The organism is Flavobacterium swingsii (genome assembly GCF_900111965.1).
Classification (GTDB): domain Bacteria; phylum Bacteroidota; class Bacteroidia; order Flavobacteriales; family Flavobacteriaceae; genus Flavobacterium; species Flavobacterium swingsii.
In genome coordinates, this window is sequence record NZ_FOJT01000004.1 from 120,239 (window position 1) to 134,318 (window position 14,080).

A 14,080-nucleotide genomic window follows, 5' to 3' on the forward strand; every position below is an offset into this window, starting at 1 on the left:
TAAATCTTTTGTGACTTTTGTGGTTCAAAAAATAAGGAATATAATTATTAACAAACGTTTGATAAAAATCCGTTTCTATTTGATTACTTTTGTATTTAGAATTTTTATAAATAAGATGTTAGATATAAATAAAATAAGAACCGATTTTCCCATTCTTTCACAAAAAGTAAACGGAAAACCATTGGTTTATTTCGATAATGGTGCCACTTCTCAAAAACCACAAGTAGTTATCGATGCGATTGCTACGTATTACGAAGAAATAAATGCCAACATACACCGTGGTGTGCATACGTTAAGCCAATTAGCGACCGATGCTTACGAGGAATCACGCATTAAAATCCAAAACCATATTAATGCAAAATTCGCTCACGAAGTGCTTTTTACATCAGGAACTACTTTTGGGATAAATCTTGTTGCCAACGGATTTGCTTCACTTTTAAAACCAAATGATGAGGTTATGGTTTCGGCACTCGAACACCATAGCAATATTGTACCTTGGCAAATGTTGTGTGAAAAAACAGGAGCAAAACTGGTTGTAATTCCTATGGATGAAAACGGAGAATTAATTCTATCCGAATACGAAAGATTACTTTCCGATAAAATCAAAATTGTTGCTGTAAATCACATTTCGAACGCATTGGGAACTGTAAATCCTATCAAATATATGATTACCAAAGCGCACGAAGTAGGCGCAGCAGTTCTAATTGACGGAGCACAAGCCGTTCCGCATCTAAAACCCGATGTGCAAGAACTAGATTGTGATTTTTATGTTTTTTCAGGACACAAAATGTGTGGACCAACAGGAGTAGGAATTTTATACGGAAAAGAAGCTTGGCTTAATAAATTACCACCTTATTTAGGTGGTGGTGAAATGATAAAAGAAGTAACTTTCGAAAAAACTACGTATGCCGATTTGCCACATAAATTCGAAGCAGGGACACCCAATATTGCTAGTGGAATTGTACTAGGAACCGCTGTCGATTATATGAATTCGGTAGGTTTCGAAAACATTCAACAGCAAGAAAAAGAATTATTAATCTACGCAACCGAGAAATTATTAGAAATAGAAGGCTTAAAAATATTCGGAACAGCGGCAACAAAAACATCGGTAATTTCTTTTAATATCGATGGGATTCATCCGTACGACATTGGTACGATTATTGATAAATTAGGAATAGCAGTCCGCACAGGTCACCATTGCGCCCAGCCGATTATGAATTATTTCAACATTCCAGGAACTATAAGAGCCAGTTTTGCGTTTTATAATACAAAAGAAGAAATTGATATATTTGTAGAAGCTGTCAAAAAAGCAAAAACAATGTTGTCTTAACTCAATAATTACACAATTATGAAAACAATTGCATTAATATTTTTAAGTTTATTCCTGACAAAATCATGTCAGCAAAAAAATACAACAATCGAAAACGCTCCAGTAGCCGAAGTTGTAAAAACAGAAGAAATAAAACCTGAAATGACAGAAAACAAAGTTCAAACAGGAACAAAAGTCGAGTACGAAGCAATGTCTAGAGGATTTTTTAGCAAAATTATCTTCGAAAATAACCAAATCACAATTGCTTCCGATAGAAATAATCCAGAAAAAGGAACCGTTGTTATGCTTACTAAAGAAGATATTTCTGTAATATCAAACTTAATTAAAGCAGTAAATCTAGACGAATTGCCAAATCTAAAAGCACCATCAGAAAAAAGAATGTATGATGGCGCAACACATGCAAATCTAACCATTACATCAAACGGGAAGGTATATGCTGGAGCTGGTTTTGATGGTGGTAATCCGCCAGCAGCAATTGCAAAAATAGTTACAAAATTAGTTTCCTATTCAGAGAAAAAATAATGACAATAAAAGAAATTCAAGAAGAAATTGTAGACGAGTTTTCGATGTTCGACGACTGGATGCAACGTTACGAATACATCATCGATTTAGGAAAAAACCTTCCATTAATAAAAGAAGAATTCAAAATCGATGAAAATCTCATCAAAGGTTGCCAATCAAAAGTATGGTTGCAAGGCGAACAAGATGAAGACAAAATCGTTTTCACTGCCGATAGTGATGCCATTTTAACTAAAGGAATTATCGCTATATTAATTAGAACTTTTTCTAACCAAAAAGCAACGGCAATTCTTGAAGCCGATATGAATTTTATCGACGAAATCGGATTAAAAGAGCATTTATCACCAACTCGAGCCAACGGATTGGTTTCGATGATAAAACAAATAAAAATGTACGCATTGGCTTTTCAGGCTAAAAATTAAAATATTATGGAAGAATTTAACGATACAATCAATTTAGGAGAAGCGGCAGTAAAAGTTTTAAAAACGATTTACGATCCAGAAATTCCCGTAGACATTTACGAACTAGGACTTATTTATGATGTTTTTGTAAATGAAACACTAGATGTAAAAATATTAATGACACTAACTTCTCCAAACTGTCCAGTTGCCGAAACTTTGCCAAGAGAAGTAGAAGACAAAATCAAAAAAATAGATAAGGTAAAATCTTGTGAAGTCGAAATCACATTCGATCCGCCATGGACAAAAGATTTGATGAGCGAAGAAGCAAAATTAGAATTAGGAATGCTATAAAATGCAAGACGAAATAATAAACAAAGTTGCTAATTCTGTACTCGAAGTTTTCGATTTGGAGGATTATTATGCAAAAGAAATTCGAACTCAAATAGATATTTCTCAGTGGCTTTATGAAGGTTTTTTATTAAAAGAAAAAGACTTTCGTGAAGCGCTAAAAAAACATAATTGGTCACAATATGAGAACCATTATGTAGCTATACATTGTTCGACCGAAGCCATTATTCCTGCGTGGGCAAGTATTTTGGTCACAATTCACGCTTCGGCATTTGCCAAAAAAGTGGTAAGCGGTAATTTGCAAGATTTAGAAACCAGTTTGTACCAAGAAATATTATCAACCATCGATTATTCTAAGTACCAGGACAAGCCCGTAATTATAAAAGGTTGTTCTAAAAAGCCTGTTCCCGAAAGTGCTTATATTCTAGCTGTACAAAAACTGCAACCATTTGCAAAAAGCATAATGTATGGTGAGGCTTGTTCTGCAGTTCCTTTGTTTAAACGAAAATAAATTAACTTTTTCCTTATTTTTTATAAATTTGCACAAAATTTAAAGAAAATTAAGATGAAAAAAATAATTTTAGTATTAGCAATTTTCCTTTTAGGAATCAATACTAACGCACAAGTAAACGAAAAGGAATTACTTGACAAAAATGTAACAGCTGCCCTTAAATTAGAAGACACTACAAATGTGGGCTGGAAACGCAGCGGAAATATCGTGTTTTTGTTTAATCAATCGGCGTTTAATAATGATTGGTTAGGTGGAGGGACAGCAAATATGGCTGGGAATTTAGGTCTTAACTATGATTTTAACTACAAAGCAGGGAAAATAGTTTTGGACAATAAAATCATTGGTTCTTATGGCTTAACAAAACTTAAAGGACAAGACATGACAAAATCAGATGATAGACTAGAATTTACGTCACTTTTGGGAAAAAAAGCAGGCGAAGGATATTGGTATTATTCATTTTTTCTAAATTTCAAAACCCAAATGGATTCTGGCTTTAAGAAAGTCACTTTTACAAATGACAACGGGACACCTTTAATCCTTGGAGATGATTTTTCCGATAGTATGAATGTCAAAACCTCACATTTTTTCTCACCAGCCTATTTACAGGCAGGACCAGGTATGTTATGGAAAAAATCAGACAATCTAAAAGTAAATATTGCGCCAGCAACCTCACGTTTAATCTATGTTCATGATCATTTCACTGAATTTGGTTCTGCTTTTGGTGTAGAGCAAGGGAAATCTAGTCGATTTGAATTTGGAGCCGCAATAAATGGTTATTATAAATTAAACTTGATGGAAAACATTTCTATGGAAAATATTTTAAATTTATATTCTAATTATTTAGACAAACCACAAAATGTTGATATCGATTATCAAATGAATTTAGTGATGAAAATAAATAAATATATTTCTACAAACGTAGCTTTCCAAGCTCTGTACGATGATAATGCTAGAGGCGCTTTTCAAATTAGAGAAGTGTTTGGTTTAGGAGTAAATTACGGTTTTTAGATTAAAAATATTTTAAAACAAGAAAATCCCAACTATTATAGTTGGGATTTTCTTGTTTTAAATAGTTAACCCTGAATGAAATATTATTTATCAAGATGCAAACCGTGTAATCGCGCTACATATTTTCCGATAACATCAAACTCTAAGTTTATTTTTGTCCCAATTTTAAAATCGCGAAAATTGGTATGCTCATAAGTATAAGGAATAATCGCCACACTAAACTCATTTTCTTTAGAGTTTACAACCGTTAGGCTCACGCCATTTACAGTAATAGAGCCTTTTTCGATAGTAATATTATGTAAACTTTTGTCATATTCGAAAGTAAAATACCAGCTTCCGTTAGCTTCTTCAATATTTGTACAAATCGCAGTTTGATCTACGTGACCTTGCACAATATGTCCGTCAAGTCTATCTCCAAGTTTCATGGCACGTTCCAAATTCACCACGTCATTTACATTCCAAGAAGACAAATTAGTTTTATCAATTGTTTCTTTGATGGCAGTTACAGTATAAACATCATTATCTATATTTACAACTGTTAAACAGATGCCATTATGTGCTACACTTTGGTCTATTTTAAGTTCGTTTGTAATGTTAGACGCTACTTTAATATGAATATTTTCACCGTCTTTTTCTAAAGCTTTTATCGTACCGAGAGTTTCTATGATTCCTGTGAACATTGCTGGTTTTATTTTAGTAAATTTGCATTCAAAATTAGCAATAAATACGTTGAACTGATGACAAAAAGAGCAGAAAATATAATTGTAGGTATTTCTATAGGGGATTTAAACGGAATTGGAAGTGAAGTAATCCTAAAATCGTTCGAAGATTCGAGAATGTTAGAATTATGTACGCCCATAATTTTTGCTAATGTAAAAATCCTTTCATTTCTAAAGAAAGAACTTCGATTAGAGGCGCCTTTGCACGGAATAGACAGATTAGACCAAATGGTTATTGGTAAAATAAATGTATTGAATGTTTGGAAAGAAGGCGTAAATATAAATTACGGTCAATTAGATAATGAAGTGGGAAAATATGCTATAAAATCTTTTGTGGCAGCAACAAAAGCTTTAAAAGAAGGCGATATAGATGTTTTAGTTACCGCACCCATAAGCAAATCGAATATTCAAGCCGAAGATTTTAAATTCCCAGGTCACACCGATTATTTAGATCAAGAATTAGAAGGCGATGCGCTAATGTTTATGATTCAAGATAATTTACGCGTAGGATTACTTACAGATCATGTTCCGTTAAGCGATGTGGCAAAACATTTGACTGAAGAATTAATTAGAAAAAAAATAAAAACAATAAATAAATCGTTAATTCAAGATTTTGGTATCAGAAAACCAAAAATTGCAGTTTTAGGACTCAATCCACATTCTGGAGACAATGGAGTTATTGGTGACGAAGAAGATAAATTAATCAAACCAACATTAAAGAAAATTTTCGATGAAGGAACTTTGGTTTTTGGCCCATTTTCTGCCGATGGTTTCTTCGGAAGCAATCAATACGAAAATTATGATGCCATAATTGCGACTTATCATGATCAAGGATTAATTCCTTTCAAAACTTTATCTTTTGGAAAAGGAGTCAATTATACAGCGGGTTTAAATAAAGTAAGAACATCACCAGACCACGGAACAGCGTTTGAAATTGCAGGAAAAGGAATGGCTAATAATAATTCGTTTTTAGAAGCAATATATGCAGCAATAGATATTTTTAAATCTAGAAATGAATACGCCGAAATCACAATTAGACCGCTTAAAACAAAAGAAAAGCAGTTATAAACAAAAAAATGTTGATAACGCTTTTAAGTTTATAAAAAATTTATATCTTTGCACTCCCTAATAAAGGAACAAATTGTTGTTAAGATGAAAGTTACAAATGAATTTTTAATCCCATTCATAGGATTGAAGCTAGGTAAACATCAGTTTGAATACCAAATTAGTAAAGCGTTCTTTGAGCACTTTGAGTTTGACGAATTTGAAAGCGCCAACATCAAAGTAAACATAGTATTAGAGAAGAAAAACACAATGCTTGAGTTAAATTTCAAACATTCAGGAACCATAAACGTTCCGTGTGATTTAACTAGCGAAGATTTTGATTTACCAATAAAAGGAAGTCTAAAACTCATCGTTAGATTTGGTGAAACTTTCAATGACGAAAATGAGGATTTACTCATTTTACCCATAGGAGAGCACCAAATAGATGTCGCACAGTATATTTATGAAATGGTTGTCTTGTCTATACCGCTTAAAAAAACACATCCAGGTATAAAAGATGGTACTTTAGAAACTAAAGCACTATCCAAACTGAAAGAAATAAGTGTTACTGAACAAACACTGGAAGAAAAAGTTCAAGAAGAAACAGAAATAAAAGCAGAGAATACAGACCCGCGTTGGGACAAATTGAAAACACTATTAACGGATAAATAATTTTGCAAAATGGCACATCCTAAGAGAAAGATCTCCAAAACAAGAAGAGACAAAAGAAGAACTCACTATAAAGCAACTGTTGCTCAAATCGCAACTTGCCCTATAACTGGTGAAGCACATTTATACCACAGAGCTTACTGGCATGAAGGTAAAATGTACTACAGAGGTCAAGTAGTTATCGACAAACAAACAGCTGTTGCTTAATACATTTTATGTATAAAACACCTAACTCTCACTAAGTGAGAGTTTTTTTGTTGACTATAACCGAAAATAAAAATTGAAATAAAAGAACTTTTGTTTTAAAGTTTTTTTGTAACTTCATCGTCTTTTAAAATCTAAGTTTTTAAAAGTATTATTTGAACTTTATGAATACAATTACTGCCGCAATTACTGCCGTTGGCGCATATGTTCCCGAGTTTGTTCTTTCTAACCAAGTGTTAGAAACCATGATCGACACTAACGATGAGTGGATAACAACTCGTACAGGGATCAAAGAAAGAAGAATTCTTAAAGAAAAAGGAAAAGGAACTTCTTATCTTGCTATAAAAGCCGCACAAAACCTAATCGAAAAATCAGGAATAAACCCTGCAGAAATAGATATGGTAATTATGGCAACCACAACACCAGATATGCCAGTGGCATCGACTGGAGTTTTTGTTGCTACCCAAATTGGTGCTGTAAATGCTTTTGCTTATGATTTGCAAGCAGCTTGTTCTAGCTTTCTATATGGAATGTCAACCGCCGCCGCTTACATACAATCAGGACGTTACAAAAAAGTATTGTTAATTGGTGCCGATAAAATGTCATCAATTATTGATTATACAGACAGAGCTACTTGCATCATCTTCGGAGATGGAGCAGGAGCCGTTTTATTTGAACCAAATACAGAAGGTCTTGGTTTGCAAGATGAGTATTTACGTTCGGACGGAATAGGAAGAGATTATTTAAAAATTGATGCTGGAGGTTCTATTTTGCCATCATCAAAAGAAACAGTTGAAAATGGGTTGCATACCGTTTTTCAAGACGGAAAAACAGTTTTCAAATATGCCGTTTCTGGAATGGCTGATGTAAGTGAAAAAATTATGCAACGCAATAATTTATCGAATGATGATGTAAACTGGTTGGTAGCACACCAAGCAAATAAACGTATTATCGACGCCACTGCGCAACGTATGAATCTTGACGAATCTAAAGTTTTGTTAAACATTCACCGTTACGGAAACACCACTTCGGCAACTTTACCATTATTATTAAGTGATTTCGAAAATCAATTAAAAAAAGGAGATAACCTTATATTTGCTGCCTTTGGTGGCGGATTCACTTGGGGATCTATCTATTTAAAATGGGCATATAATAAAAAGGATTAAATGATTCAAGAATTGAAATATTAATATTTTGATTCTTGAATTTTTAAAATAATAAAAACTATAACTAAAACGAATAACCATGGATTTAAAAGAAATTCAAAATCTAATCAAATTTGTAGCAAATTCAGGTGTTGCAGAAGTAAAGTTGGAAACAGGCGATGTAAAAATCACAATTAGAACAACTTTAGAAGGTAGTACAGAAACAACTTATGTACAACAAATACCTGCTCAAAACATGTTACAACAAGCAGTAGCTCCACAGCAAATTGCACCAGTTGCTCAAACTCCAGTTGCGCCAGCAGCAGATGAAAATGCTAAATACATTACTGTAAAATCGCCAATTATTGGAACTTTTTACAGAAAACCATCACCAGACAAACCAATGTTTGTTGAGGTTGGAAGCACAATCGGAAAAGGAGATGTTCTTTGTGTAATTGAAGCTATGAAATTATTTAACGAAATCGAATCTGAAGTTTCAGGTAAAATCGTTAAAATTTTAGTAGACGATTCTTCACCAGTAGAATTCGACCAACCATTATTCTTAGTAGATCCATCATAAAGAAATTATAAATGCTAAATTTTGAATGATGAATTTCATCGTTCAAAAAAATTTAAAATTTAAAATTCAACATTTAAAATTTCAAACGATGTTTAAAAAAATATTAATTGCAAACAGGGGCGAAATAGCACTTCGTATTATTAGAACCTGTAAAGAAATGGGTATTAAGACCGTTGCGGTTTACTCTACAGCCGACGCTGAAAGTTTACACGTAAAATTTGCTGACGAAGCAGTTTGTATTGGGCCGCCACCAAGTAATTTGTCTTACTTAAAGATGTCAAATATTATTGCTGCTGCCGAAATTACAAATGCAGATGCAATACACCCAGGTTACGGATTCTTGTCTGAAAATGCTAAGTTTTCTAAAATATGTCACGAACATAATATCAAATTTATTGGTGCTTCACCAGAAATGATTGATAGGATGGGAGATAAGGCTTCGGCAAAATCTACCATGATTGAAGCAGGAGTTCCTTGTGTTCCAGGTTCAGTAGGAATTTTAGAATCTTACGAACAAGCAGAATCATTAGCTGCCGAATTTGGCTACCCAGTAATGCTTAAAGCAACTGCTGGTGGTGGTGGAAAAGGAATGCGTGCGGTTTGGAAACAAGAAGATTTACTAAAAGCTTGGGAAGGTGCTCGTCAAGAGTCAGCTGCAGCTTTTGGAAATGACGGAATGTATCTTGAAAAACTAATCGAAGAACCTCGTCATATTGAAATACAAATTGTAGGAGATTCTTTCGGGAAAGCTTGCCATTTGTCAGAAAGAGATTGTTCGGTACAACGTCGTCACCAAAAATTAACTGAAGAAACTCCATCTCCATTTATGACCGATGAACTTCGTGAAAAAATGGGATTAGCAGCAGTAAAAGCTGCCGAATATATTAAGTATGAAGGCGCAGGAACGGTTGAGTTTTTAGTAGACAAACACCGTAATTTCTACTTTATGGAAATGAATACTCGTATCCAAGTAGAGCACCCAATTACAGAACAAGTTATCGATTACGATTTAATTCGTGAGCAAATTATGGTAGCTGCTGGAATTCCTATTTCAGGAAAAAATTATTTACCACAATTACATGCGATTGAATGTCGTATTAATGCGGAAGATCCTTATAATGATTTCCGTCCTTCACCAGGAAAAATTACGGTTTTACATTCACCAGGCGGGCATGGAGTTCGTTTAGATACGCATGTTTACGCGGGTTATACAATTCCACCAAATTATGATTCGATGATTGCTAAGTTGATTACAACAGCGCAAACACGTCAAGAAGCTATCAATAAAATGAAACGTGCTTTAGACGAATTCGTAATTGAAGGAATTAAAACTACCATTCCTTTCCACAGACAATTAATGGATGATGAAAGATATGTTGCCGGTGATTATACCACAGCATTTATGGATACTTTTGTAATGAAAGAGCCAAGATAAATTGACAATCCCACTCGAAAGAGTGGGATTTTTTTGTTAGAAATTAAAGTGGAATTTGAAAAAATCATACATTTTAACTTCGTATTTTTGCCTTTTATAATTATTAATGAACAACACGTATCCAAAGACCGAAAAGCTAAAAAGCAAGACAACCATCGATTTACTATTTTCGGAAGGGAAATCGGTGTCTAAATACCCTTTACGATTGGTTTATGTTCCTATCGATTTAGAAAAAGAGGAACAAATAAAAATGGGTGTTTCGGTTTCTAAAAAATATTTCAAAAAAGCAGTAGATAGAAATTATTTCAAACGTGTTTTGCGAGAAACGTACCGTTTAAACAAACATTTGTTGTTAGAAAATTCAGAAAAAAAGTACGGTTTTATGTTTTTTTATCAAACCAAAGATCGTTTGACATATCAAGAGATTAATGAAAAAACGATTCAACTGTTTGAGAAATTCGTGGCTTCGATAAAAGAGTAACGGTTTATTTTCAAGATCTGTCTTTCCCACGAAGGTGGGAAGCCAAAATAGATTCCCGCCTGCGCGGGAATGACAAAAAAACGAAAAACAAAAAAGAGTTACTCTAGTGAGTAACTCTTTTTTTATAAACCGAATTAATAACGTATTATAATTGTGGTCCTGCTTTTATTAGATTTTTTCCTTCTTCGTTATCTGTATATTGAACAAAGTTTTTAATAAATCTTCCTGCTAAATCTTCTGCTTTTGTAGTCCATTCTGAAGCATCTGCATACGTATTTCTTGGGTCAAGAATATCTGTGTTCACATCAGGCAAAGTTGTTGGAACTGCAAAATTGAAAATTGGCACTATTTTAGTTTCTGCTTTTTCGATAGAACCATCTAAAATAGCATCAATAATGGCACGAGTATCTTTTATAGAAATACGTTTTCCTGTTCCGTTCCAACCGGTGTTTACCATATAAGCCGTAGCTTTATGTTCTTCCATTTTCTTTACCAATTCCTGTCCGTATTGTGTTGGATGAAGAGATAAAAACGCTTTTCCGAAACAAGCCGAAAAAGTAGGCTCTGGTTGTGTTACACCTCTTTCTGTTCCTGCTAATTTTGCAGTAAATCCAGATAAGAAATAGTATTTAGTTTGTTCTGGTGTTAACTTAGATACTGGAGGCATAACTCCAAAAGCATCAGCAGTTAAGAATATTACTTTTGTTGCGTGACCTGCTTTAGATACCGGTCTTACAATATTATCAATATGATCAATAGGATAAGAAACTCTTGTGTTTTGAGTAACCGATCCGTCTTTGAAATCTATTTTTCCGTTAGCATCAACTGTTACGTTTTCAAGCAAAGCATTTTTACGAATGGCTTTGTAGATATCTGGTTCGTTTGCTTCACTTAAATCGATTGTTTTTGCGTAACAACCACCTTCAAAATTGAAAACCCCGTCGTTATCCCAGCCGTGTTCGTCATCACCAATTAATTCACGTTTTGGATCTGTAGATAAAGTTGTTTTTCCTGTTCCTGACAATCCGAAGAAAACCGCTACATCACCGTCTTTTCCTTTATTTGCAGAACAGTGCATTGAAGCCATTCCTTGAAGTGGTAAGTAATAGTTCATCATCGAGAACAATCCTTTTTTCATTTCTCCACCGTACCAAGTTCCTCCAATTAATTGGATTTTTTCAGTCAAGTTAAATGCTACATATACTTCAGAATTTAATCCGTGTGCTGCAAAATCTTTAAATTCAGTTTTAGAACCATTCATTACTACGAAATCTGGTTCTCCGTAAGTTTCCATTTCAGCATCGGTTGGACGGATAAACATATTTTTTACAAAATGTGCTTGCCAAGCTACCTCAACAATAAAACGAACTTTTAGACGAGAATTCTCATTAGCACCACAAAAAGTATCTACTACAAAAAGTCTTTTTCCAGATAATTGCTTAACTGTGGTTTCTTTTAGCGCATTCCAAGTATCTTGAGAAATTGCTTTGTTATCATTTACTGCTTTGTCTGAAGTCCACCAGATTGTGTTTTCAGTTACCGCATCTTTTACAATATATTTGTCTTTTGGGGAGCGACCTGTAAATTCGCCTGTCATTACATTTACAGCGCCAAGCTCTGTAAGTTGTCCTCTTTCGTAGCCTTCAAGAGCAGGATTTAACTCTTCTTGGTATAAAAATTCAAACGAAGGATTATGAATTATTTCTGAAGCGTTTGTTATTCCGTACTTTTCTAACGAAATCGATTTCGTAGATTGTTTATATGTTTCCATAAATAGTTGTATGTGTTGAATACTTTAACAAAACGCAAAAGTATAAATATTATTTCAAACAGCTTAAGTATTATCCTTTTTTTATACCTATATAATAAAAAGAAAATGCCCAAGAAGTAATAAGAAGTAAACCACCAATTGGTGTTATTGGTCCTAAAAATTTAAAATTTAAACCCATTACTCCGCTTAACGACAATAAAAATATAGATCCTGAAAATAAAATGGTTCCAAACAAGGTCAGGTAAAAAACAATCTTTTTTTGTTTCATTTCCATGAATGTTGTCATGCTTACAAAAATTAGAAATAAAGCGTGGTACATCATATATTTTACACCAACTTCAAATGAAGAAAGTAGTTCCGGTGTTAAAACTTTTTTTAGTGCATGCGCTCCAAAAGCACCTAACACAATCGAAACAAATCCAAAAACTAATGCTGTAAGAATGATTTTCTTGCCCATAATCTTTTTAATTAAAACTTCTGTTTTCTTTCGTCAAAAATATAACATTTCATTACATTTGCGTCACTTTTTTACAATCAAAAAATGAGAAATGTACTTATTATTGGAGCTGGACGCTCAGCTTCATCACTTATAAAATATCTTTTAGACAAATCTGAAAGCGAAAATTTGCATCTTACTATTGGCGATTTATCACTAGAATTAGCCCAACGCAAAACCAAAAACCACAAAAACGCAACCGCTATTGCTTTAGATATTTTTGATGCAAATCAGAGAAAAACTGAAATTCAAAAAGCAGACATTGTTATTTCTATGTTGCCTGCGCACATGCATATCGAAGTGGCGAAAGATTGTGTTGTCTATAAAAAACACATGGTAACCGCTTCTTATATTAGCGATGCCATGCAAGAATTAGATGCTGCTGCTAAAGAAAATAATTTGGTTTTCATGAACGAAATCGGACTAGATCCAGGTATCGATCACATGAGTGCCATGAAAGTTATTGATGAGATTCGTAGCAAAGGCGGAAAAATGATACTTTTCGAATCGTTTTGTGGCGGATTAGTAGCGCCAGAATCCGATAATAATCTATGGAATTACAAATTTACTTGGGCACCAAGAAATGTAGTTTTGGCAGGACAAGGTGGAGCAGCAAAATTTATACAAGAAGGGACTTACAAATATATTCCGTACCACAAATTGTTTCGTAGAACCGAATTTCTAGAAGTAGAAGGCTATGGTCGTTTTGAAGGTTATGCCAATCGTGATTCTCTAAAATACCGAAGTATTTATGGTTTAGATGATGTCTTGACTTTGTATCGAGGAACTATTAGAAAAGTAGGCTATTCCAAAGCATGGAATATGTTTGTGCAATTAGGAATGACCGACGATTCATATATAATAGATGATTCTGAAACGATAAGTTACCGCGAATTTGTAAACCTATTTTTACCATATCACCCAACGGATTCTGTCGAAATAAAACTTCGTTTGGCTCTAGGTATTGAACAAGATGATATTATGTGGGACAAATTATTAGAACTCGATTTGTTTAACAAAAACAAAATTGTAGGTCTAAAAGATGCCACACCAGCACAAATTCTCGAAAAAATATTGACCGATAGTTGGACTTTGCAACCAGAAGACAAAGACATGATTGTCATGTATCATAAATTTGGTTATGAACTAAACGGCAAACAACACCAAATAGATTCTAAAATGGTTTGTATTGGAGATGACCAAACTTATACTGCAATGGCAAAAACAGTAGGATTGCCAGTAGCTATGGCGACTTTACAAATCTTAAACGGAAAAATAACAACTCCTGGCGTTCAGTTGCCTATAAAAGAGGAAGTATATTTACCAATTCTAAAAGAATTAGAAGAATTTGGTATCCATTTCAAAGAAACCGAAATGCCTTATGTGGGTTACAATCCCGATAAGGTTAGAAATTAAACA

General features: G+C 33.8%; 17 protein-coding genes. 14 read left to right on the forward strand and 3 right to left on the reverse strand.

Going from position 1 to position 14,080, the window contains the following annotated elements; all coding sequences use genetic code 11:
• Positions 1-115: 115 nt before the first annotated feature.
• Genes BM053_RS07635 through BM053_RS07660 form a run of 6 tightly spaced genes read left to right on the forward strand, consistent with a single transcriptional unit; the run spans position 116 to position 4,117 of the window.
• Positions 116-1,330, forward strand: a complete 1,215-nt coding sequence (locus BM053_RS07635; protein ID WP_091475901.1) for an aminotransferase class V-fold PLP-dependent enzyme — start codon at positions 116-118, stop codon at positions 1,328-1,330.
• 18 nt (positions 1,331-1,348) lie between these two features.
• Positions 1,349-1,852, forward strand: a complete 504-nt coding sequence (locus BM053_RS07640) for a hypothetical protein (protein WP_091475904.1) — start codon at positions 1,349-1,351, stop codon at positions 1,850-1,852.
• Entirely contained in the window at positions 1,852-2,271 is a 420-nt protein-coding gene (locus tag BM053_RS07645) for a SufE family protein (protein ID WP_091475907.1), read from the forward strand. The genes BM053_RS07640 and BM053_RS07645 overlap by 1 nt, the downstream gene beginning before the upstream one ends.
• 6 nt (positions 2,272-2,277) lie before the next feature.
• Positions 2,278-2,601 (forward strand): iron-sulfur cluster assembly protein, encoded by a 324-nt coding sequence (locus BM053_RS07650; RefSeq protein ID WP_091475910.1) that lies wholly within the window; start codon positions 2,278-2,280, stop codon positions 2,599-2,601.
• A gap of 1 nt (position 2,602) precedes the next feature.
• Entirely contained in the window at positions 2,603-3,109 is a 507-nt protein-coding gene (locus BM053_RS07655; RefSeq protein WP_091475911.1) for a DUF2480 family protein, read from the forward strand.
• Positions 3,110-3,163: 54 nt separating this feature from the next.
• The gene (locus BM053_RS07660) at positions 3,164-4,117 is read left to right on the forward strand and encodes a DUF3078 domain-containing protein (RefSeq protein WP_091475914.1); all 954 of its coding nucleotides are present in this window, start codon (positions 3,164-3,166) and stop codon (positions 4,115-4,117) included.
• Positions 4,118-4,200: 83 nt separating this feature from the next.
• Here BM053_RS07660 and BM053_RS07665 read toward each other — a convergent pair whose 3' ends face one another.
• Entirely contained in the window at positions 4,201-4,797 is a 597-nt protein-coding gene (locus BM053_RS07665) for a riboflavin synthase (protein ID WP_091475918.1), read from the reverse strand.
• Between the two features lie 57 nt (positions 4,798-4,854).
• Between BM053_RS07665 and pdxA the strand changes: the two genes are divergently transcribed.
• From pdxA to rnpA, 7 genes are all read left to right on the forward strand, one after another.
• Positions 4,855-5,904, forward strand: coding sequence for a 4-hydroxythreonine-4-phosphate dehydrogenase PdxA (gene pdxA, locus BM053_RS07670; RefSeq protein ID WP_091475921.1), 1,050 nt, complete (start codon positions 4,855-4,857; stop codon positions 5,902-5,904).
• Between the two features lie 84 nt (positions 5,905-5,988).
• Positions 5,989-6,552 carry a YceD family protein gene (locus tag BM053_RS07675; RefSeq protein WP_091475924.1) on the forward strand — a complete coding sequence of 188 codons (564 nt, stop codon included), beginning with the start codon at positions 5,989-5,991 and terminating at the stop codon, positions 6,550-6,552.
• Positions 6,553-6,561: 9 nt separating this feature from the next.
• The gene (gene rpmF, locus BM053_RS07680) at positions 6,562-6,756 is read left to right on the forward strand and encodes a 50S ribosomal protein L32 (RefSeq protein WP_011964469.1); all 195 of its coding nucleotides are present in this window, start codon (positions 6,562-6,564) and stop codon (positions 6,754-6,756) included.
• 161 nt (positions 6,757-6,917) lie between these two features.
• The gene (locus tag BM053_RS07685) at positions 6,918-7,919 is read left to right on the forward strand and encodes a beta-ketoacyl-ACP synthase III (protein WP_091475927.1); all 1,002 of its coding nucleotides are present in this window, start codon (positions 6,918-6,920) and stop codon (positions 7,917-7,919) included.
• A 79-nt stretch (positions 7,920-7,998) separates the two neighbouring features.
• Entirely contained in the window at positions 7,999-8,478 is a 480-nt protein-coding gene (gene accB, locus BM053_RS07690) for an acetyl-CoA carboxylase biotin carboxyl carrier protein (protein ID WP_091475929.1), read from the forward strand.
• Between the two features lie 88 nt (positions 8,479-8,566).
• Positions 8,567-9,913 (forward strand): acetyl-CoA carboxylase biotin carboxylase subunit, encoded by a 1,347-nt coding sequence (gene accC, locus BM053_RS07695; protein WP_091476665.1) that lies wholly within the window; start codon positions 8,567-8,569, stop codon positions 9,911-9,913.
• Positions 9,914-10,019: 106 nt separating this feature from the next.
• Positions 10,020-10,394, forward strand: a complete 375-nt coding sequence (rnpA, locus tag BM053_RS07700) for a ribonuclease P protein component (RefSeq protein ID WP_091475932.1) — start codon at positions 10,020-10,022, stop codon at positions 10,392-10,394.
• A 145-nt stretch (positions 10,395-10,539) separates the two neighbouring features.
• On the opposite strand, the gene pckA is transcribed toward rnpA, so the two are convergent.
• Positions 10,540-12,165: a phosphoenolpyruvate carboxykinase (ATP) gene (gene pckA / locus BM053_RS07705; RefSeq protein WP_091475935.1), complete on the reverse strand. Its 1,626-nt coding sequence runs from the start codon at positions 12,163-12,165 to the stop codon at positions 10,540-10,542.
• Between the two features lie 70 nt (positions 12,166-12,235).
• Complete coding sequence (locus BM053_RS07710; protein WP_091475939.1) at positions 12,236-12,622, reverse strand: DUF423 domain-containing protein; 387 nt, start codon at positions 12,620-12,622, stop codon at positions 12,236-12,238.
• Between the two features lie 84 nt (positions 12,623-12,706).
• On the opposite strand from BM053_RS07710, the gene BM053_RS07715 reads away from it, so the two are divergent.
• A complete protein-coding gene (locus tag BM053_RS07715; protein ID WP_091475943.1) occupies positions 12,707-14,077 on the forward strand; it encodes a saccharopine dehydrogenase family protein in 1,371 nt (456 codons plus the stop codon).
• The last annotated feature ends 3 nt before the right edge of the window (positions 14,078-14,080 follow it).

Coding starts and splice junctions, on each gene's coding strand:
- BM053_RS07635 (WP_091475901.1), top strand. CDS start 116: ATGTTAGATATAAATAAAATAAGAACCGATTTTCCCATTCTTTCACAA.
- BM053_RS07640 (WP_091475904.1), top strand. CDS start 1,349: ATGAAAACAATTGCATTAATATTTTTAAGTTTATTCCTGACAAAATCA.
- BM053_RS07645 (WP_091475907.1), top strand. CDS start 1,852: ATGACAATAAAAGAAATTCAAGAAGAAATTGTAGACGAGTTTTCGATG.
- BM053_RS07650 (WP_091475910.1), top strand. CDS start 2,278: ATGGAAGAATTTAACGATACAATCAATTTAGGAGAAGCGGCAGTAAAA.
- BM053_RS07655 (WP_091475911.1), top strand. CDS start 2,603: ATGCAAGACGAAATAATAAACAAAGTTGCTAATTCTGTACTCGAAGTT.
- BM053_RS07660 (WP_091475914.1), top strand. CDS start 3,164: ATGAAAAAAATAATTTTAGTATTAGCAATTTTCCTTTTAGGAATCAAT.
- BM053_RS07665 (WP_091475918.1), bottom strand. CDS start 4,797: ATGTTCACAGGAATCATAGAAACTCTCGGTACGATAAAAGCTTTAGAA.
- pdxA (WP_091475921.1), top strand. CDS start 4,855: ATGACAAAAAGAGCAGAAAATATAATTGTAGGTATTTCTATAGGGGAT.
- BM053_RS07675 (WP_091475924.1), top strand. CDS start 5,989: ATGAAAGTTACAAATGAATTTTTAATCCCATTCATAGGATTGAAGCTA.
- rpmF (WP_011964469.1), top strand. CDS start 6,562: ATGGCACATCCTAAGAGAAAGATCTCCAAAACAAGAAGAGACAAAAGA.
- BM053_RS07685 (WP_091475927.1), top strand. CDS start 6,918: ATGAATACAATTACTGCCGCAATTACTGCCGTTGGCGCATATGTTCCC.
- accB (WP_091475929.1), top strand. CDS start 7,999: ATGGATTTAAAAGAAATTCAAAATCTAATCAAATTTGTAGCAAATTCA.
- accC (WP_091476665.1), top strand. CDS start 8,567: ATGTTTAAAAAAATATTAATTGCAAACAGGGGCGAAATAGCACTTCGT.
- rnpA (WP_091475932.1), top strand. CDS start 10,020: ATGAACAACACGTATCCAAAGACCGAAAAGCTAAAAAGCAAGACAACC.
- pckA (WP_091475935.1), bottom strand. CDS start 12,165: ATGGAAACATATAAACAATCTACGAAATCGATTTCGTTAGAAAAGTAC.
- BM053_RS07710 (WP_091475939.1), bottom strand. CDS start 12,622: ATGGGCAAGAAAATCATTCTTACAGCATTAGTTTTTGGATTTGTTTCG.
- BM053_RS07715 (WP_091475943.1), top strand. CDS start 12,707: ATGAGAAATGTACTTATTATTGGAGCTGGACGCTCAGCTTCATCACTT.